Origin of the sequence: Bacillus sp. MHSD_36 (assembly GCF_030757775.1) — a bacterium.
Classification (GTDB): domain Bacteria; phylum Bacillota; class Bacilli; order Bacillales; family Bacillaceae_G; genus Bacillus_A.
Window position 1 is genome coordinate 544091 of the sequence record NZ_JAVBIS010000001.1, and the last position, 20447, is coordinate 564537.

Sequence of the window (20447 nt, forward strand, 5' to 3'; positions counted from 1 at the left end):
ACTGTAGAAAAATAATAGGTAATTCATTTGACAATTAAAATGACCTACTATAATATATATGCCATAGCATGTAATTAATGAAATGAATACATTTATCGTGAATAATTGACTGGTATGCTATACTCTTTTATATATTAATTTGTAGAGGTGATACATGAACTTACATGATTTAATAGGCTATCTTGTTCATCGTACTGATGTGAAAATGACGAATTATTTTACGAAGAAATTAAAGCCTTTTGGAGTTACGCCAGAGCAGTGGGGGATTATTAGTGTTCTTTGTAGCCAAAGAGCCACTACTCAAAAAGAGTTAGCAGAAGCGATTGATAAAGATCAAACGACTGTCGTAAGAATGATACAGTCGATGGAGAGAAAAGGGATTGTAAAGAAGGCTTTGAATGAGCAAGATCGACGTTCACACAACCTTTTTTTAACTGAAAAAGGTGACGAATTAAAGAAAACAATCTTGCCTGTAGTGACAGACGCTCACCATTTCGTTACAAGTAATTTGAGCGAAGAAGAGATTAAAGTATTACAATCATTATTAAACAAATTGTATGATACACGCTATTAATATTTGTTCCTTATTGATGCTATTCATAAGGAACAAACTTTGTTTTATGTATTATATATGCTATAGCATATATTTTTGTTTCGTGTAATGGTGGAGATAGCTTTATTTTGTATAATATTTGATTCAAGATCACTTTTTGTCTAGTACCAGTCAAATTTTTTGTATTATATATGCTATAGCATGTTAATTATTAAATAAATAAGAAAGATGTGATTGCTATTTTAATATTAATCAATGTAGTAAAAGTTGTATTGTTTCTATTCTTTTTAATGACAGGAACGAAAATTATATCTGGGAAAATGGCAGAGGAGTTTAAGCGATTTGGTTTACCTTCGTTTTTTAATTTCTTAACCGGAGCTTTTGAGATTGTAGGAGCGATTGGAATGTTGATAGGAATTTGGATTCCAACAGTAGCTTTATTAGCAGGATTGTTGTTAGGTGGTACGATGCTTGCAGCTGCATTAACTCTTGTTGTATTAGCGAGAGATCCTTTTAAGAAAGCGATACCTGCACTTGTTTTGTTCGTCCTTAGTATAGGAATAAGTTGTTATCATATTTTTTAAACATAACCGAAAACGGTTAAACTTTATGCGTTCAAGCTGATATCGTTTTGTAATTATTTTATAAAAGGGGTTGTGAAAATGTAGGTGAAATTTCAAATGAGTGCAGGAATAATAGAAGCGCTCATTTAAGATATTATCTGCATTCGAATTGAAAAATATTGAAAATAGGAGTGAGCGAAGATGGCATATTTATTACAAGTTGATTTTCCGTTTGAAGGTCCTTTTGGTAAAGAAATGGAAAAAGGATTTTGGGATTTAGCAAACAGTATTAACGAAGAAGAAGGATTCCACTGGAAAATATGGACTGAGAATGAAGAAACAAAGGAAGCTGGAGGCATTTATGTATTTGAAGAAAAACAAGATGCTGAAAAATACGCGGAAATGCACAAAAATAGACTTCAAACATTTGGTGTTAAAGATATTAGAGTAAGAATTTTCGCCATCAATGAAAAGTTAACGAAACTGAATCGTGGTTATAGTAAATAATGAGGGACTCAGAATTCAAAAAAGAAGGGGATAATCCCTTCTTTTTTGAATTGATGCTACAGAAAGAATAGCGTTTTTTTATTGTAGGGGCATCTCTTTTTGATAGTTTGATAGCAATGTAACAATACCCCATTATTGTTTTTCAGACTTCCCTTGTTCTAGAATGTATGCTTCTTCTTGTTCCGGTGTCGCTAATTCGTATGCTTGACCAGTGCTGTTATTTTCCCATTCCCATAATAAATTATGCTCTGCAACGGATTGAGAGAAATCGCCTTCATACCAACGAACCAAAATCTTGAGGTACTGTTCTTTATGTTGTAAGGTTCCACTATTACTTTCATCAATTACTCGACGTATTGCTTCGATGTTTTCTGGAGTCATTTTAATAAATCCTTGCTTTTCATGAGATAATACTTTTTGATGAGTCATTTTGTGCATGGCATTGATTATATGACGATCAGAATTGAGGTCAAGTATTACCTCTTCCCCTTTAATTTTATCAGTCTGCTTTTCCTTAACGTCTGAACCTGCATATGTACCGACTTTGTAACCAGTAAAAATACCAACTGCTATAGCAATAACTAAGCTTGCTGTGATTTTAATCCACTTTTTCAAACCTCGTACCCCCTTTTATTGAAGTGTACCATAAAAGAAGAGTTATATACTCCTATCTGTCTGTATGATCTACATAAAGCAGCATTATCAGCAAATCAATGATGCAGAAAATTTTCGTTTTGGGAGTAATTAAAATTCTTAGCTTGATGGCGCTACCCTATCGCTATCAAGCTAAGCTCATACAACGTCAATTATAGTAAAGTTTGTTTCGTTTTTCTAAAGGCTAGATGTAGGGAATTGAAAGATTTTCATACGAAATAAACCCTAATGGGTTTCATTTTTTGATTTAAGTCGCTTGATTATAAGACATGGTACAATTGTAAACGACACCTAATATATCAAAGACTAATTTCTTCTCATGCCTATGAGATTTTCGTCCGTTTTGCTGTAGGAGGTTAAACAGACGAAGGAGAAGCTTTGATAATTCTTGGGTGTCTTTCTGTATAGCTTGGAAAAGAAGAAGAAAGTAATCTTTAATCATATACATGGCCTTATATTCACTCAGTTCTCGTTCCTTTTTTATCCCGCTTTAATGGGCAGTAAGACCCCCACCTCAAAATGCAGCGAAAGCAAAGAATTTAGGTGGGGGTTCAACTGCCCATAAAAGTCCGATTGGTTCAACTAATAATCAGTGGGGGATGAAGAAAACCCCCACTGATTAAAGTTTCACTTTATAAGAAGTAATTGCCATATTTGCATGCCCATCAAGCTAAGAAAACAGATGAACCCCAAAACAAAAAAATCCTTCGCAAAATTTGTGAGAGAAAAGGAGAGATAAAGGTATTTTAACCTTATCTCTCTTTTTCTATATTCATTTATTTTCAGGTAAGGAGTTGATTAGTTATTACTATTTATAAGAACGTGAAAAAGTGTTGATGCCAGTTGGAACTGTTGGAAAGGTTGAGGGGGGGAATCCAAGGAAATATGAGAGATGTGCATGATGATTTGGCGCAGGGTTATGAATCCATCTTCTATGAAATTGTGGGATTATATAAGCATTTATTATCCTGGAGATTTTAAAATAAAACCTACTTAATTATAGAAGTGATTTGAACGTAAGGAAATTGTAAGAAATGCATAAGAAAAAAGAAATTTTTATTGTGTAGGATACAAATATAGAGAAGCGCAAAAGAGGGAGGATAAATAGGATTTATTTATACGAAAACCAAACTAGTAATAAGCGCATTCTAAATAAAAAATCATTTATGGTACGAACGTACATGTGAAAAAGAGAGGTTTTACCGTTTGTTACGACAGTATGGATAAAGCCAGAATAGTAGTTTATGTGATGTTTGTAATTGAACAAATAACAGATGAAATTAATCATTTATCTAAGGAGGCATTTATTTATGGAAAATAAATTATCTGGGGTGTTAGCCGCTACTTTGGCTCTAACGATGAGCCTGCCAACAGGAGCGATAGCGTCTTCTAGTAGTAAGGCTCCAGTTGTATCTAGCCAAGAAGTTGCTAGCAAAGATTTGGAGAAGATTGCTGCAGAGAACGCTGAACTACTCACGAAGTCCTATGAGACGACTAGCGTGCAGTATGCGCTGGTTGATAATGGTAAACTTATTTTGTCGGGGCAGACAGGTAAGAACGACATAGAAGGGAAAGAACCACTAACTAAAGATACTCTATACGGAATTGGTTCAACCAGTAAAGTATATACGGCTGCGGCTGTTATGAAACTAGTAGACGAAGGAAAAGTTGATTTGGATGCTCCTGTTGTCCGCTATATTCCTGATTTCAAAATGAAAGATAAACGATATAAGCGCATTACACCGCGTATGCTGTTGAATCATTCCTCGGGTTTGCAAGGTTCGACGTTCAATAATGCATTTTTATTTAAAGATAATGATGCTTATGCCCATGATATCTTGTTGCAACAATTGTCCAACCAAAACTTGAAGGCAGACCCTGGCGCGTTCTCAGTATACTGTAATGACGGTTTTACGCTGGCTGAGGTCTTGGTAGAAAGAGTCAGCGGTATGAGTTTTACTGAATTTCTACATCAAAAGTTTATAGAGCCATTAAAACTGAATCATACGATAACATCGCAAGACAAATGGGAAGACGAAAAGCGGGCTGGACAGTATTCTCCGACATACCAGGGACAGCTTCCAAGTGAAATGGTAAATCTGATTGGTACGGGAGGAATCTCTTCTACTGCAGAAGATGTGGTGCGATTCTCACAAATATTTATGGGACAGGGAAAAGAAATTCTCTCTAATAAAGCAGTCAAGGCGATGGAACAAGAAGAATATAAAAAAGGAATGTGGCCGGGAGATAGCGGAAATGTGTTCAACTATGGTCTTGGCTGGGATAGTGTGAAACTATACCCATTCAGTGAATATGGGATAAAAGCGTTGACTAAGGGTGGGGATACGATACTGCAACATGCTACATTGGTCGTGCTTCCAGAACAGAAGATGGCAACAGCTGTATTGTCCTCCGGCGGCAGCAGCATGACAAATCAACTGTTGGCAAACAAATTACTGCTAGCTAGGCTTAAAGAGAAAGGAACAATTAAGGATATAAAACCAGATAAATCTTTCGGCAAACCAGTCAAGGCTAAAGTGCCTCAAGACGTGGTAAAAAAAGCGGGTTTTTATGGAAATAGCCGCAGCCATTTCAAAATAGAAATTACGAAGAAGGGAGAACTGTTTTTACCAACTAAACCGGAAGAAAAATATGTATATACGGCGGATGGAAGCTTTATAAATGAGAAGGGTACTTCCAAGCTTAACTTCGTTACTGAGAAGAATGGAAAAGTTTATTTGAGAGAGAGCACATATGAATTATCGCCGGGATTGGGGCAAACTGTGCTGACTCAATATTTAGCCCAAAAATTAGAAAACAATGTGTTACCGAAGAAAACAGCTGCTGCATGGGCGAAGCGTGAGGGTGGCAAGTTCTACCTCGTTAACGAAAAATTTAATTCTATGAACTATCTAGGACAACTAATACCTCTTAACACACAAATTACGATCAAGGATGGGTATTGGGACGGCAAAAAAATTACAGGTCCGAATACGGCGACGCATCAAATTCAGATTCCTGTGATGTATGGGCGGGATACGACGGAAGCTCATTTTTATACAGAGAATGATACTGAATATATGGAGATGGCCAGCTTTTTATACGTCAGTGAATCTAACGTAAAATCCCTTGATGCAAGTCAATTATCGAAAGTTACACTGCAAAAAAATGGGCATGCGAAATGGTTTACGATTCCGCAAGAGGTAGCAGGGAAAACGATGAATGTGGAGTTGCCATCAGGAAGTTCATTCGCGGTGTATGATGAGAATGAAGTATGCGTCAATTTTAGCGTTGTTAGTAATAATAACAAAGTGAAACTACCAGAGAACGGAACGGTTGTATTTGCTGGCGCACCGAACTCCGAATTTACAGTTGCATTGAACTAGCTACAACTCGGGATAGACTTCAATAAAACAGTGCGACATGGAAAAGATATTTTATTTGTATCTTAAGTATTCCCTTAAATGCTATTACACTTAAATTCTTAGCTTAACAGCAATGGGATAGCACCACATGCCTATCAACTTAAGAAAATAAATCAATCCCATGTCCATCAAGCTAGTAAAAATAAATACCTAAAAAATAGTAAAATTGACATCCCTAGAGTAAAAATGTAAAAAATTATTGTTTAGGGACAGCATAAAACCTTAGTTTGATAACGATATGATGCTACTAATAAAAAAGAAATAGGAGAGAATATCCTATTTCTTTTTATTGATATAATAAAATGTAATGAATAGATCTAAAGTAATGATAATAATTAGAAGTAACAAGTGTATAAGTGCATCAGTTTTTCCGTTTAGTAAAGACTTTACAAAGAAATCCCATTCTGTTTCATAGGGAGGTTCTACCCAATTTCGTTGCAGTCCTAACATCATTCCATTTATGAAATAGACAATGCTTAATAGAATCCTTCCAACAAATAAAGCAGCTACTTTTATATTCCACTTCTTTATTAGGATTATATAAAGAAGTGGAAATAGTATAAGTGCCCAAAAAATGATAATAAAAACTGTATTCATCAGTTTCTACTCCTTTTGTGGATAATAAAGTTATGATCCCGCTATTTGTGGGCTGATTAAAGTTTCACTTTATCTCTCCGTCTCGAAAAACTCAATCCATTCTCCATCAGGACCAGCGAAGAATATGTAACGTGTTCCATCTGGTAATGTTTCGATTTCTTCTCCTAGTAAAAAGGTTACTTTATGTTTCCTTAGTCTTTCGATTTCATCCTCTAATGAATCTACCTTAAAGCAAATGTGATGTACTTTTCCTTCTGCCGGAAGAGAAGAGTTGTAGCCTTCAATTAATTCGAGTATCGTTTCCTTCGATTCTTCCACACCTAAAAAAGCGAGTTTTAAGTCTGGATTCGGGTGCCCCATACGTTTAATGAGATGTAAGCCAACTACTTCTTCATAAAATGAAATAGATGTTTCTAAGTTTGCAACCATAAGTCCAACGTGTTCAATTCTTCTAACTGGCATGTAGATTCCTTCTTTCTGAAAATTATATACAATATGTTATTGAAAATTAAGAAAATAAGCAAGATAAAAACCTTACAAATTTTAGCGTGTTATATGGTATAGTGAGAAAGTATGTTTGGGGAGAAGGAAGGAGATTATACGATGAATATACCTACTCAAACTCCTTCATTATCGGAAACGATGAAAGAGTGGCATTATGCATTAGCGTATGAAATTAAACATTGGAAAACGATAGGTGGTAGTAAAATTTCTATCATGAACGGTCGTTTTTTATATACAGATTATGAAAGTACAGTATACGTATTTCAGCTTATTTCGGAAGTAAGCTTACCGGAAGGTTCACCAATTCGAATTGAGTTAGATGGTGAGGAAGCGACAGGAGAAGTATTATCTGTACATGGATTAGAAATAGAATTGAAATTAAATGATTATATACAAGGTGAAATACGAGAAGCGGTTTTATATAGTGAACCGTGGCAATTGTTAGAGCAACTACAGGAGCGATTAAAAGAAGCGCGTAAAGATAAGCTAAAACGTAATCGTATAAAGCGTCTTGTTGATGGGACGAGCAGTCCGAAACATATTGAGAAGATGAAAAATCTGAAAAATGAATTGGCGTATCGTTCATTTTACAATCCGACAACGTACGTATGGGGACCACCTGGAACAGGGAAGTCTTACAATTTATCACGTATTATTTCGGCGCATTATCAAAAAGGAAAGTCGGTACTTGTGTTAGCTCATAGTAATGCAGCAGTAGACGTATTAATGAGTGAAGTAACGAAGCAAATTGAAAAGAAAAAGAAATGGACGCCTGGTGAAATTGTTCGTTACGGTTATAGTCAACATGAACATATACGAAATCATGAAACGTTACTTGCATCTAAGTTAGTTGAAACGACGAACGGATCTTGGGGAGAAGAAAGACTCTATTTAGAAGAAACACGTCAGGATCTTCGTGAAAAGATTTTATCATATAAAGCGACTTCTACTGATAAGAAGCGCATACAAGAGATTGAAAGTGATCTTCGAAAGCAAAAAGCGAAAATTAAAGAAGTTGAAAAAGAATATATTGAAAATGCGAAAGTAATCGGGGCGACTTTATCGAAATGTGCGATTGATTCGCTTATTTATGAGCGTACATTTGATTTAGTTGTTGTAGATGAAGTAAGTATGGCATATGTTCCGCAAATTGCATTAGCTGCTTCACTTGGAAAACGCATCGTCGTTTGTGGTGATTTTTTACAGTTACCTCCAATTGCGATGGCAAACCATGAACTCGTTCGCAAATGGCTCGGCGAAGATATGTTTTACCATGCTGGGATTGTGGAGTCTGTTAATAAATCAGAAGCACATCCGAACCTGTTTATGTTGCAGGAACAAAGACGTATGCATGCGGATATATCGAAGTTTACAAACTCATTTATTTATAAAAATAGAGTATATGACCATGCATCTGTTTCAGAACGTAAAGAACTTGCGAAACTACAACCGTTCGCAAATGAAGCGAGTGTTTTATTTGATACGAGTTTAATGGGGGCATTTTCGCTAAAAGATGCTGCATCTGGTTCTCGTTTTAACATTATGTCTGGTTTAGTAGCGATGCAAATGATGTTAATCGGACTGTTAGATGGTGTTCAATCGATCGGTGTTGTTACACCTTACAGGGCACAATCCCGCTTTTTATCAACTTGTATTAGAGAAATGTTGCAGAGAACGAAATATCAAAACATACCAGTTTTAGCGGCGACAGTTCATAAGTTCCAAGGTTCTGAAAGAGATATGATGATCTTTGATACGGTTGACAGTTATCCGCAAGAACGACCTGGCGTATTATTCTTTGACCATAAAAACCATCGCCTCGTCAATGTAGCAGTGACAAGGGCGAGAGGGAAGTTCATTCAATTATCAGATTGCCATTATATGCGTAAAAACCTTTCGAGAAAACAAGCGTTATCACAATTAACAGCTCATATAGAACGTCACGGAGATGTGTATGATCGTACGACATCAAGACAATTATGGGAACGAAAAATTTCGAAACGTTTACGCTGGTTTATGGAAATGAATCTTGAAGAGCCAAAAGGGCTATTGAAAGATATTTTAGCCGCAAAACGAAAAATTATTATTTCACTTCCAAGTACAAAACATGTGGATAAGCGAGTATGGCAAGCGTTAATGCGTACAAATGCGCAAATAACAGTGTATAGTGATGGACCAGTTCCATTAAAAAATGTAAAGTTACAAAGGCAAAATAAAGCATTCCCATTTATCGTAATCGATGATGAAATTTTCTGGGCAGGCGCACCGCTCACATCTCAAATGATATTTGAAGGTAGTACGGAATTTCCGTACGTATGTGCAAGACTGCAAGCACCAGAAACAATTGGTGTATTAAAAGGATTTTTAGATATCCGGTAAATTCGGATAGGAATTCCTTGACTTTTAATCAAAATGAACTTAGAATGAATGTAATTTAATATAATTTTATGAAAATTCTTATCACGAGAGGTTGAGGGACTGGCCCTATGACACCTCGGCAGCGGATTCGTTATGAATACTGTGCCAATTCCAGCAAGGTAACTTGAAAGATAAGAAAGAAGCTCATTTTGACTGTATATGCAGAAGCCTCTTTCTATCTTTTAGAAAGAGGCTTTTTTACGTGAAAATATAAGGGGGAAGAAAAATGGGAGCGACTGGAGTAACGTCACAAAGAAAAACAATTGAAGAGAGTATTGAAAGAAATAAGGAAAAGTACATAGAAACAAGCCATGATATTCATGCGAATCCGGAGATTGGTAACCAAGAGTTTTATGCATCAAGAACGTTAAGTTTATTGCTAGGGAGTGCAGGATTTCAGTTGCAGCACAATATAGCTGGACATGAAACGGGATTTATCGCACGAAAAAGCTCTGGAAAGCAAGGACCAGCAATCGCATTTTTAGCGGAGTATGATGCTTTACCAGGACTAGGTCATGCGTGTGGTCACAATTTAATTGGCACAATTAGCGTTGCGGCAGCAATCGCATTATCAGAAACGCTTGAAGAAATTGGCGGGGAAGTTGTCGTGTTTGGTACGCCGGCTGAAGAAGGAGGACCGAACGGTAGCGCAAAATCGAGTTATGTAAAGGCAGGTTTATTTAAAAACATTGATGCGGCGCTTATGATTCATCCGAGCGGAAAGACAGCAACAACGAGTCCTTCATTAGCAGTCGATCCACTTGATTTTCACTTTTACGGAAAAACAGCTCATGCTGCAGCTTCTCCGGAAGAAGGAATTAACGCATTAGATGCGGTCATTCAGCTGTATAACAGCATTAACGCACTTCGTCAACAACTTCCGTCAGATGTGAAAATTCATGGCGTTATTACTGAGGGCGGAAAAGCACCTAACATTATTCCAGACTACGCAGCGGCAAGGTTCTTCATCCGCGCAGCAACGAGAAAAAGATGTGCGGAAGTTACAGAGAAAGTAAGAAATATTGCACAGGGAGCAGCATTAGCAACAGGCACAAAAGTGAAAATTCATCAATTCCAAAATGAAATTGATGAACTACTCGTAACAAAAACATATAACGACATCGTAGCCGAAGAACTAGAATTACTAGGTGAGGACGTAAATCGGAAAGAAAGATTTGGCATCGGCTCAACCGACGCAGGAAACGTAAGCCAAGTCGTACCGACCATTCATCCGTACATTAAAATCGGACCAGATGACTTAATTGCGCATACGAATGAATTTAGAGAAGCAGCCCGTTCAGAATTAGGAGATAAAGCGTTAATTACATCAGCAAAAGCATTAGCAAATACGGCGTATCGATTAATTACGGAAGAAGGGTTGTTAGAGAAGGTGAAGGAGGAATTTAGAGAGGCGCAGAGGAATCAGGGGTAAGTGGTTAAAGGGAGTGGATGATCCACTCCCTTTTCTTTTTTGAGGAAATTTGATGCCAATTCTCTTATTCCTTTATCAGAACGACAATTTCTCCTCGAACTCACTCTTTAATACAATTAAAGGAGACGATAATCCAAATTGCATTAAAGAGTCTAAAAATGCAGCGAGAGAATCCATCGAATCACTCATGACCTTCATCATATAATTAAACTCCCCACTAATTCGATATAAATCGGTTACTTCAGGAGCGGCATTACAATATTGGATAAAATCAGAGCATTGGCTCGTTTTAAACATGATGAATGCTTGAATGTTTTTATTAATTTTAGAAGGCTCAAATTTCGTTCGGTAAGCCGCTATAACTCCTTGATCTTCAAGTTTATTCATACGCTCTTTTACAGCAGGCTGCGTCATGGATATGATCCGTCCTATTTCTGAAACGGAAATTCTCGCATTTTCATATAACAGGTTCATAATTTTATGATCGATTTCATCTAGTTTTACTGTGTTTTGCATTGTGTTGCCTCCTTATTTTATTTTCTAAAGTGAATTATAAATTATAACTATAATATCATAAGTGAATGAACTGAATTACCTATAAATCTATATTTAAAATTATTTGTGTTTACATGAAAATATAAGTATAGCATTTATCAAACGGAATTTAGGAAGGATGGAAAAAATGAAGAATCTTGATGGGAAAGTAGCATTAGTAACAGGAGCGAGTCGCGGTATTGGTCGTGCGATTGCGATGAGATTGGCAAATGACGGTGCATTAGTTGTGATTCACTACGGCCGAAATAAGGTAGCTGCAGATGAAACAATTAGTGAGATTGAATCTAATGGAGGAAAGGCGTTCTTAATTGAAGCAGATTTCAATTCAATGGATGGTGTCAAAAAGCTAGTAGAACAATTGAAGAATGAATTACAAATAAGAGTTGGTACAACAGAGATTGATATTTTAGTAAACAATGCAGGGATAGGTACACAAGGAACAATTGAAAATACGACAGAAGGGATTTTTGATGAAATTATGGCCGTAAATATTAAGGCGCCGTTCTTCTTGATTCAGCAAACATTACCATTACTGCGAGCAGAAGGACGCATTATCAACATTTCATCAGCTGAAGTAAGACTTGGTTTTACAGGGTCCATTGCATACGGCTTAAGTAAAGGTGCACTAAATACGATGACACTTCCTCTAGCTAAACAACTTGGAGAAAGAGGGATAACAGTGAATACAATTATGCCTGGATATACGAAGACAGATATAAATGCGAAATTGCTAGATAATCCGGAAATACGAAATTTTGCTACGAATTCATCTGTGTTCGGACGAATAGGGCAAGTTGAAGATGTTGCAGATGCAGTCGCATTCCTTGCTTCCTCTGATAGTCGCTGGGTAACAGGGCAAATTTTAGATGTTTCTGGAGGGTTTTGCTTATAGGGGCACTACTACTCCATACCCATTAAGCTAATCAAGTAAATTACTAGATATGAGACGATCCTCGCTTCATATCTGGTGATGTATAGAAAGGTAGGGATGCCGAAGAAGCCTATTCAAACGTGATTTTTTCGCTAGGCAATTTGAATAAGGAGGCTATTTTTCATTATTCGTAATCTAAAATAATCAAATTTTATTTTACAGTAACATTAAAACAAAATTATTGACCGTTTGGTACAAAAAAGGGTATTCTATTCATGTTATCTTTAAAATGAGAGGAGGATACGATTGAATAAACGCGGCAGACCTCGAGAGTTTGATTATTCCTCAATTGTAGATGTTGCAATGAAAACATTTTGGTTAAGAGGATATGAAGGGTGTTCTACACAAGATTTATGCAGTGATACAGGACTTGGAAAAGGAAGTTTATACAATACTTTCGGTAGTAAACATGAACTGTATAAACAAGTATTAGAACGCTACCATGAAATTGGGATTAGGGAACAAAGGAAATTGTTACATACTCCAATTCCAGTTAAAGAACGATTAAGTAATTTTTTTGAATGGGCATTGAAAGAAGACTTTGAGAATATGGATCAAAAAGGATGTTTATTGATTAATGCCAGTATAGAACGTGCTAAAAATGATTTAATGGTACAAGAAATTTTCTCGAAGCATGTTGAACTTCTTAAACAAGCTATTGAAACAGTGATGGAGGAAGGATTGCAAACAGGTGAAATTTCAAAGAAGCAATCAGCTGAGGAATTAGCCAGTCTGCTTTTAAGTAGTTATTACGGATTCCGCGTTCTTAATGTATCGATGCAAAATCGGATGTTGTCTGAACAAGTTATCAAAGGAGCAGTGGAGTCTATTTGTGGCGCTTAGTGCGCTCTTTTTTCGCACTATTTTTGTACCGATCATTACAATAATGAATAAGGAGTGTTTTTATGCCATTGATTATTTATTTATTTATTTATTTATTTATTAGCTTTAGCAATCTTTTGTATGACTACATCAGAATTTATGGTTGCAGGTATGATGAATGGACTTGCTCTTGCATTCCAGGTTTCTGTATCATCTATTGGGTATTTAATTTCAGCTTATGCAGGAGCAATGGTAATAGGAGGCCCCATTTTAACTGCAATCCTCTTACGGATGCGCAGCAAACAAGCATTATTGTTTTTAATGTTCGTATTTTTAATTGGTCAATCGCTCGGAGCTATTGCTTGGAACTATGATATTATGATGATTTCACGTATTATAACTGGTATTGCTTCAGCTTCAGCTTTTGGAGTTGCGATTTCCTTTTCTGCAACATTGGTTCACTCTGATTCAAGGGGAAAAGCTGCATCAATTGTACTTGCAGGTTTAATGTTCGCAACTGTATTAGGTTTACCTATAACGACCGTTATTTCGCAATCTTTTGGCTGGCGTATTAGTTTTGGGGCAGTTTCGGTTCTTGTGCTAGTATCAGGGATTATGATTCAACGGTTGTTACCATCATCTTCAAATAAAGAGCAATTAAATTGGAAAGACGAACTTCTGCGATTTAAGAATATTCATCTTTGGGCAGCGTACGTAACAAGTATGTTCATTATTGGTGGTACGTTTGCAGCATTTAGTTATTTCACTCCTATCTTTACAAATGTTACAGGCTTTTCAAGTACAAGTATTCCATATTTACTTGCTCTCTATGGCAGTGCGACGGTAATTGGGAATATAATAATTGGCAAGTTCGCTGATAAATTTACAATGAAAATACTTATGGGTGGATTAATTATATTAATCATAGCATTGTCTTTATTTGCTTTAAGTGCAGAGAATAAATACATTGTAGTTATTTCTACGATTTTTATTGGTTTAACTGGTGTAGCGTTGAATCCAGCTATGGTTGCGAGGGTGATGAAAACAGCTAGTAATGGAATAATGATAAATACCGTTCATAGTTCTTTTATTACGTTAGGTATTGTTATTGGTTCGTCACTAGGTGGTCTTGGGATCAGTAAAGGATATGGTTTTGTATCTCCGCTATGGATTGGAGCTTGTTTAGCTATCCTTGGGGTAATTTCATTATTCCCATATTTACATAAAGGAAAGGTAGATTAAGATGTTTGAAATTTCTTTATATGGGGTACCGCCACATCATCATCAAGCTAATACTTTCATATCTCCTTAAATTAAAATTTTCTTTCTCTACAGATAGTTATTCTGAGAAGCTGCTCATTTTTTCGTTTTTGAGGCATTTCTTTTTCTTAAGTTGATGGGTATGTATGGTGACCTCTATTAGACGATAGTGAATGAACAATTTTGGGGGGCAGTTCAACTTTATTCAAAATAAGATTTTTTTGCAGTAAAATCAATGTTAGTGGAATTTTTTTATCAAACTTTTTTCTAAATGAACATAAATACTTGCGATATTTAAACTAGTACTATATAGTTCTAGTTATGACAAAGGTAAAATTAATGAATCAAAAACGTGTGATTGAAGTAGCTGCAACATTATTTTTAGAAAAAGGGTTTGCTTATACAAGTATGGATGAATTAGTACGTGTAAGCAAAGTTTCAAAGTCTAATGTGTATTATCACTTTTCTAATAAGGAAGTATTATTAGAAGGGGTCGTTGATTATTGGATTGAAATGTATCAATCTGCAATTGATGACGTACTTTCTCAGAACCAATTTTTAGTTGAAGATCGTATCCAACGGTTTTTAAAGCAATTATCACAAGGAGTTCAGTCGAGAGAGTATAAGGGGAGCTGTCCATTTATTACTCTTTATATTCAAAGTCCTACACAGGCCACGCAAATAAAAGAAAAAATAGGTCTTTTTTTTACAGGATTAGAAAAGAAAGTTTCTCTATTACTTAAACAAGGGGTAGAGAATGGAGAATTCAGAAATACGATTCATATTGATGAGGTTGCATCCCTTTTTATTACAAATCTTGAAGGAGCGTTATTTATTTCAGAAACATTGAAGGATGCAACTGTAATCACGAAAACAGCAGATCATTTTTTAAAATTGCTTCGATAAAAGAAGCATTTTTTTTACATCAAATTAGTACTAAATAGTACTAAAAAGGGGTCTTATATGAGAACAGTATTTTTAATTGGTGGAACAGGCTTTATTGGAAAGCAATTAGTGAAAGAATTAGCCGAAGAGGATGTTAAAATTTTTCTTTTAGTGAGGTCGAAAAGTAAAGCAATACGCATCTTTCAAGAAAGAGGCATCTTAAAAAAGGCAGTTATGGACTTTATTGAAGGTGATTTGACGAAAATAGATTTAGGTCTAAGTGCTGAAGATAAGGAAAGGGTATTGAAAACGGATGTGATTATTCACGCAGGAGGCCCCATGGATATTCAAGCGACAAGTAAAGAGGCAGCTTCCGTATTTTTAAATGGCGCGAAACATATTAGTGAATTAGCTAAAAGTATTCATCAATTGAAGGGCTTGCAACAATTTATTCATGTTGTAGGTTATATGAGTCCCTTTGATGATAAAAATAGCAAGATTGCAATTGATGTGTTTAAAGAAGGAAACAATTATTCGAAAATAAAAAATCCATATGAGAGAACAAAATTTTTAGCAGATCTTTATATCCGTCACCAGGCATCAGCAATAGGTTATCCGCTTTCTGTAATTAATCCGCCAACTGTAGTCGGTAGTAGTAAAACAGGGAGTACAGAGCAGATAGCAGGATTAGGTTTGCTTGTAATGAGTATGCGAAGAGGGCTCATGCCAGTGATTCCTGGAGGTAAGGGATATAGGTTACCACTTATTTCAAACGATGAGCTTGCGAAGTTTATTGTGCAGGTTTTCAGATTGGAGCAACCGACTATTCAAACATATACACTTGTTGAAGACAAACCGCACGATCAGAACATTGCTGAATTATTAAGTATTATGTCGGAAAGTATGAATATGAGGGCACCCAAAATCTCTGTCCCAATGCCACTTATGAAAGCAATTATGAATAGTGGAGTAAGTAAAATAACAAAAATTCCTTCTGATGGACTAAATTTTATTACAAAACGAAAATTTTCAAATGTTTCAGCGAAAAAAATTATGGGAGGAGATTGGTTTAAGAAGACGAGTGTAATGAAATTTTTCCCTGCCGTAGTAGCTGATCTGGATTATCGAATGATGTATCAAAATGCCCAGCATAGTCATTTATTTAAACGAACATTATGCGATAACAATACCCTTTACCAATTACAAGGAGAGGGTAAACCGTTTATTTTATTACATGGTTTATTGAGTGATGGAGAGGATTTATTTCCTTTAGCACAAGAGCTTCATGAAAAAACTGGTCAACCTGTATGGATCTTGGATCTTCCAGGTTTGGGACGTTCTCCTTTTAAACAAGAGAAAAATCTTCTAGATATCTATTTGAATGTAGTGAAAAAGTTATTGGAGAAAGCTACGAATGGGGCACATCTAATTGGCCATTCATTCGGTGCGTTTATTCTTCTGGAAGCATTGGTACAAGAGTACATAGATAAGAAGTATGCAATCACTTTACTTCAGCCACCTGTTGTTAAAAAAAATGCTAAATTGCTAAATGTTCCTCAATTTATGAACAAATGGACATTAAAACTGGCAACTACTAATTTGATAGGGCGTTATTTATTAAGTAATGGTTTGTTTGAAAGTATGGAGAGCATCCCTGAACATTATATTGAAAAAACAAAGAACAGTTTTACTTCTCCTAGAATTTTAAATACTACGGTTCAGCTTAACAGTTTACTACTGAAAAACAATCAAGGTGATTTCAATGAAGTAACAAAGTATAATCTTCACATTATTTGGGGGGGGTATGACAGAGGCTATTCTGCTCCATCGCATCTTGGTAAAGTTGATTTTGTTCCATATGGCCATCATTTTCCTCTTAGCCATCCGAGTGAAACGGCAACATTAGTAATAAAAAATAGTAATACTAGCAGATGAGAGTGTGGGATAAATAAAAAGCGTGTAGTAAGATCGTTGTGTTTTTGAAATAAAATCGTACTGTTTGGGGTCCCGCCCCATGCCCATCAAGCTAACATTTTGAAGTGCCCCCAAAACAAAAAATTGTACATTTTCACCTAGAGATGCTAATTTTATCGTTTTGGGGTATTTGCTTTTCTTAGGTTGCTCGACTTAAACTAGCAATCGTACCTGTCGAACCGCCAAAAACTGCTAATAATTAAAAAACTTTTTACATAACAATTTAACCCTTTGTAGAAAACTACGAGGGGTTAAATTGTTCAAAGAGTATTCCATTTGAGGTCTAATTAATTTAAGTTCTTAAATGAAAATTTGAGGAAAACATTCACGAACACCAGAATTTCTTAATGAATTAAATAATGCTGCACTGATTCTTAATAGGACGTTGTTATCAGTTCCATCTTCTAAATCGTATATTACAAAGTATGAATTATCGACTGTGAAAATACATTTTCGTTCTAATTTAAATTCAGGTGGTACAGTTGGAAGTGTATCAACTGGTTCAATTACAGGTGTATCTCCTTCATCTCTGATAAAATCGAAAGTTTGCTCGTCAATTTCATAGATATTAACTGGATCAATTTCTACACCTTTATCTGGAATTGTAATTTCATCTTCAACTAATAAGAAAAAGCGTTCGTTTCGAAAGTTAAAAAGAGATCTTGCTCCAATTTCAAATGATGCCATTTTATATTCGCCTCCTTTGCAACTTTTTATCGATTTAAAGTTACATTTATATGGTATGTCAGATTAATAGGTTTAGTTACAGCTTGTACTACACAAATTACTAAATTAGAAGTTTTCTCCTATGTCTATCAGTTTAAAATTAAAGAATACCCCAGAACGAAAATCTGGGGATCCCTCCCTCACATGCTTGTTCCCATTTAAAAGCTGGATTAGATTAAACCTAGTTGATTTAAACGTGTTTCTTATCCCTTATCTTTCTAATTTATTGATTATTAAAATGTAGACTGATCATTACGTTCTATATTATAAATAGTTTTTATTAAAATAAAGTATTAGACTCAATAGTAGCTATCCAATTATTATACAGTTAATAAGGACAATTCTGAGAAGATGTACGTAGTAATAAAAAGGGAGAGGAATAATTTGAATCAAAATAAATCGATAGAAACAGAAGAAAAAATATCTATCATACAAAAAATGAAAAAATGGGCTAGAAACTTAAAAAAACAACTTCTTGTACTTTATTTGGCATATCGAGATGAAAGAGTCCCTTGGTATGCTAAATTATTTACAATGCTTGTTGTTGCGTATGCTTTTAGTCCTATAGATTTAATCCCAGACTTCATTCCAATCTTGGGGTATCTTGATGATTTGATTCTTGTACCATTAGGTGTATACTTAGCATTAAAACTTATTCCTAAAGAAGTGTTGGAGGATTGTAAAAGAAAGGTAGAGGAAAGACAGACAATAAGCAAACCAAAGAATTGGATAACAGGCATTATTATCATTACTCTCTGGATCCTTGTCTTTGTATGGGCTGTAAAAATTGCAAACCTGATTATTTTCAGGATGGAAGAATAAAGAAAGGTACAGAGTATATACAGCTAGATATGGAGGTATTAATGAGCTCTCTCCAAACAGGACAAACATATGGAATATCCGATGCCTATGTAGGTATGACTGATAAAGTACTAACCCGTGTAATTTTTATAAATTAATATATGTATTATCTTATAAAAAAAACTCATCAGGATTCATTCTGATGAGTTTTTTTGTTTATATAATTTATCATAATTATTCTTTTTTCTCCGGCTGATAGGAAAGAATAACGACACCTGAACTGGTCGTTCTTGTTTCTATAAGTTTTAATGCTTTTGTATTGTTCTGGTCTTTAAAGAGACGCTTTCCGCTCCCTACGATAACGGGATTGACTATAAAGTGATATTCATCAATAAGGTCATGTTGCATTAATGTTTGTGTAAGATCACTGCTGCCATAGATTAAAAGGTTCTGACCGGACTGTTCCTTCAGTTTTGATATTTCTTCTACAATATTACCCTTGATAAGATTTGCATTCCATTCGGTTTTTTCCAAAGTTGTTGAAGCAACAAACTTAGGCATGCTGTTCATCTTATCAGCAAAACCTTCTTCATCAGTCATAGAAGGCCAGGCAGCTGCAAAACCTTGATAGGTTACTCGCCCTAGTAGAAGAGCTTCACTTTCAAACAGTAAATCGGATTGAAACTTTGCTACTTCTTCATTGAAATATGGAGCAGTCCAAGCTGGTTCCTCCATGACACCATCTAGTGAGAGGTACATCGATACAATTATTTGTCCCATTTTGTTCTCCTTTAGTTTTAAATTGAGATTTTTACATATTGGTAACACAATTATTAATTCTCCAACTAGAGAAATTCTCCCTTTTTAATAGTTTCGACAAAATGTATTTATGTATGTTTTGGAATAATCTAATATATATTAATAACTTTGAAATATTGTATAACTTCTAATTTTTATGCATCATTGATTAGCATTGCTTATTGTGCTAACGAATCAGGATAGTGTGGCGACCGACTAAATTTTTGCTTATCCTCAATTATTAGAAGGGAAGTTCTATCATTTCGCGAATTAATTAGACATAGACGAGTGCTATAATTTTCTATATATACATAAAGAGGTGACTACGCATGAATCAAAGACCGTCAGAAGAAGAATACGCTGGGAGCTCCGGCGAATATATCCGTTTGGTGCCAGACGGTAACATCATCGACATTCTGCTCGCTCAGGAAAAGCAAATGACCGAGCTCCTGGCATCGTTGACTGAAAGCCAGGCCGCATATCGGTATGCGGAAGGAAAATGGACACTGAAAGAAGTTGTGGGCCACATTACAGACGCGGAACGCGTCATGACCTACCGCCTGCTCCGGTTCGCAAGAGGGGACCAGACGCCTTTGACCGGTTTCGATCAGGAATTATTCATACCTCCTTTCGGAAGCTGGACAACCGCGCAATTGGCCGAAGACTACCGGGCCGTACGGCAATCAACGATTACATTGCTGCGCGGGCTACCAGCGGAGGCGTGGACCCGTAAGGGCACAGCCAACAACCTAAGCATTACGGCGCGCGCCCTCGCGTACGGCATTGCAGGACACGAGCTTCATCACATGGGGGTTATCCGAAACCGGTACTTGAGTTAATCGTCTGCTGAGGCCTTTGGAATGGAACTAACACCACTCATACAACCTTAGATACCGTTCTTATTAGGGTCCCGCCCCACAACCATCAACTTAAGGATTTAGACTATTTTTATGAATATGCACCAAAAACAAGAGTTATATCGCTTTTTCTCATTTTGGGGTATTTGTTTTTTCTTAGATTGAGGGTGACGGGGCACTACTCT

Annotated in this window: 19 protein-coding genes, 2 pseudogenes and 1 riboswitch; of the genes and pseudogenes, 14 read left to right on the top strand and 7 right to left on the bottom strand. The window is 35.9% G+C overall.

Annotation, left to right across the window (positions count from 1 at the left end; all coding sequences use genetic code 11):
• The first annotated feature begins 154 nt into the window (after positions 1-154).
• The 3 genes from Q9B79_RS02845 (at position 155) to Q9B79_RS02855 (ending at position 1623) form a co-directional block, all read left to right on the top strand.
• Complete coding sequence (locus Q9B79_RS02845) at positions 155-574, top strand: MarR family winged helix-turn-helix transcriptional regulator (RefSeq protein ID WP_001048553.1); 420 nt, start codon at positions 155-157, stop codon at positions 572-574.
• Between the two features lie 212 nt (positions 575-786).
• Positions 787-1137, top strand: a complete 351-nt coding sequence (locus tag Q9B79_RS02850; RefSeq protein ID WP_306183314.1) for a DoxX family protein — start codon at positions 787-789, stop codon at positions 1135-1137.
• A 180-nt stretch (positions 1138-1317) separates the two neighbouring features.
• Positions 1318-1623, top strand: coding sequence for a monooxygenase (locus Q9B79_RS02855; RefSeq protein WP_306182541.1), 306 nt, complete (start codon positions 1318-1320; stop codon positions 1621-1623).
• 132 nt (positions 1624-1755) lie between these two features.
• Here Q9B79_RS02855 and Q9B79_RS02860 read toward each other — a convergent pair whose 3' ends face one another.
• Both Q9B79_RS02860 and Q9B79_RS02865 read right to left on the bottom strand, forming a co-directional pair.
• Positions 1756-2238 carry a PRK06770 family protein gene (locus Q9B79_RS02860; RefSeq protein WP_306182542.1) on the bottom strand — a complete coding sequence of 161 codons (483 nt, stop codon included), beginning with the start codon at positions 2236-2238 and terminating at the stop codon, positions 1756-1758.
• Between the two features lie 286 nt (positions 2239-2524).
• Positions 2525-2761: pseudogene (locus Q9B79_RS02865) on the bottom strand (IS4 family transposase); the annotation flags it as partial.
• 826 nt (positions 2762-3587) lie between these two features.
• On the opposite strand from Q9B79_RS02865, the gene Q9B79_RS02870 reads away from it, so the two are divergent.
• A complete protein-coding gene (locus tag Q9B79_RS02870; protein WP_306182543.1) occupies positions 3588-5663 on the top strand; it encodes a serine hydrolase domain-containing protein in 2076 nt (691 codons plus the stop codon).
• A 315-nt stretch (positions 5664-5978) separates the two neighbouring features.
• On the opposite strand, the gene Q9B79_RS02875 is transcribed toward Q9B79_RS02870, so the two are convergent.
• On the bottom strand, positions 5979-6299 hold the full coding sequence (locus tag Q9B79_RS02875; RefSeq protein WP_306182544.1) for a hypothetical protein: 321 nt from the start codon (positions 6297-6299) through the stop codon (positions 5979-5981).
• A gap of 69 nt (positions 6300-6368) precedes the next feature.
• Positions 6369-6761 carry a VOC family protein gene (locus tag Q9B79_RS02880; protein ID WP_306182545.1) on the bottom strand — a complete coding sequence of 131 codons (393 nt, stop codon included), beginning with the start codon at positions 6759-6761 and terminating at the stop codon, positions 6369-6371.
• A gap of 111 nt (positions 6762-6872) precedes the next feature.
• Between Q9B79_RS02880 and Q9B79_RS02885 the strand changes: the two genes are divergently transcribed.
• Positions 6873-9182: an AAA domain-containing protein gene (locus Q9B79_RS02885; protein ID WP_306182546.1), complete on the top strand. Its 2310-nt coding sequence runs from the start codon at positions 6873-6875 to the stop codon at positions 9180-9182.
• A 75-nt stretch (positions 9183-9257) separates the two neighbouring features.
• Positions 9258-9359: riboswitch (SAM riboswitch) on the top strand.
• Between the two features lie 88 nt (positions 9360-9447).
• On the top strand, positions 9448-10653 hold the full coding sequence (locus tag Q9B79_RS02890; protein WP_306182547.1) for a M20 family metallopeptidase: 1206 nt from the start codon (positions 9448-9450) through the stop codon (positions 10651-10653).
• 75 nt (positions 10654-10728) lie between these two features.
• Here Q9B79_RS02890 and Q9B79_RS02895 read toward each other — a convergent pair whose 3' ends face one another.
• Positions 10729-11169 (bottom strand): Lrp/AsnC family transcriptional regulator, encoded by a 441-nt coding sequence (locus Q9B79_RS02895; RefSeq protein WP_306182548.1) that lies wholly within the window; start codon positions 11167-11169, stop codon positions 10729-10731.
• A 166-nt stretch (positions 11170-11335) separates the two neighbouring features.
• Here Q9B79_RS02895 and Q9B79_RS02900 point away from each other — a divergent pair, with 166 nt between their 5' ends.
• From Q9B79_RS02900 to Q9B79_RS02920, 5 genes are all read left to right on the top strand, one after another.
• Entirely contained in the window at positions 11336-12100 is a 765-nt protein-coding gene (locus tag Q9B79_RS02900; protein WP_306182549.1) for an SDR family oxidoreductase, read from the top strand.
• 285 nt (positions 12101-12385) lie between these two features.
• Positions 12386-12982, top strand: coding sequence for a TetR/AcrR family transcriptional regulator (locus tag Q9B79_RS02905; protein ID WP_306182550.1), 597 nt, complete (start codon positions 12386-12388; stop codon positions 12980-12982).
• Positions 12983-13102: 120 nt separating this feature from the next.
• Positions 13103-14203 (top strand): MFS transporter, encoded by a 1101-nt coding sequence (locus Q9B79_RS02910; protein WP_372339534.1) that lies wholly within the window; start codon positions 13103-13105, stop codon positions 14201-14203.
• A 357-nt stretch (positions 14204-14560) separates the two neighbouring features.
• On the top strand, positions 14561-15127 hold the full coding sequence (locus tag Q9B79_RS02915; protein ID WP_306182551.1) for a TetR/AcrR family transcriptional regulator: 567 nt from the start codon (positions 14561-14563) through the stop codon (positions 15125-15127).
• Positions 15128-15184: 57 nt separating this feature from the next.
• On the top strand, positions 15185-17041 hold the full coding sequence (locus Q9B79_RS02920; protein ID WP_306182552.1) for an alpha/beta fold hydrolase: 1857 nt from the start codon (positions 15185-15187) through the stop codon (positions 17039-17041).
• 339 nt (positions 17042-17380) lie between these two features.
• Here Q9B79_RS02920 and Q9B79_RS02925 read toward each other — a convergent pair whose 3' ends face one another.
• On the bottom strand, positions 17381-17767 hold the full coding sequence (locus tag Q9B79_RS02925; protein WP_000135751.1) for a type 1 periplasmic-binding domain-containing protein: 387 nt from the start codon (positions 17765-17767) through the stop codon (positions 17381-17383).
• Between the two features lie 423 nt (positions 17768-18190).
• Between Q9B79_RS02925 and Q9B79_RS02930 the strand changes: the two genes are divergently transcribed.
• Together Q9B79_RS02930 and Q9B79_RS02935 are read left to right on the top strand one after the other, a co-directional pair.
• Positions 18191-18628, top strand: coding sequence for a YkvA family protein (locus Q9B79_RS02930; RefSeq protein WP_306182553.1), 438 nt, complete (start codon positions 18191-18193; stop codon positions 18626-18628).
• Positions 18589-18753 (top strand): annotated as a pseudogene (locus tag Q9B79_RS02935) (IS4 family transposase); the annotation flags it as partial. The gene Q9B79_RS02930 and the pseudogene Q9B79_RS02935, both read left to right, overlap by 40 nt.
• An 88-nt stretch (positions 18754-18841) precedes the next feature.
• On the opposite strand, the gene Q9B79_RS02940 reads toward Q9B79_RS02935, so the two are convergent.
• A complete protein-coding gene (locus Q9B79_RS02940; RefSeq protein ID WP_306182554.1) occupies positions 18842-19387 on the bottom strand; it encodes a dihydrofolate reductase family protein in 546 nt (181 codons plus the stop codon).
• A gap of 347 nt (positions 19388-19734) precedes the next feature.
• Here Q9B79_RS02940 and Q9B79_RS02945 point away from each other — a divergent pair, with 347 nt between their 5' ends.
• Complete coding sequence (locus Q9B79_RS02945; protein ID WP_074568200.1) at positions 19735-20244, top strand: DinB family protein; 510 nt, start codon at positions 19735-19737, stop codon at positions 20242-20244.
• Positions 20245-20447 lie beyond the last annotated feature (203 nt).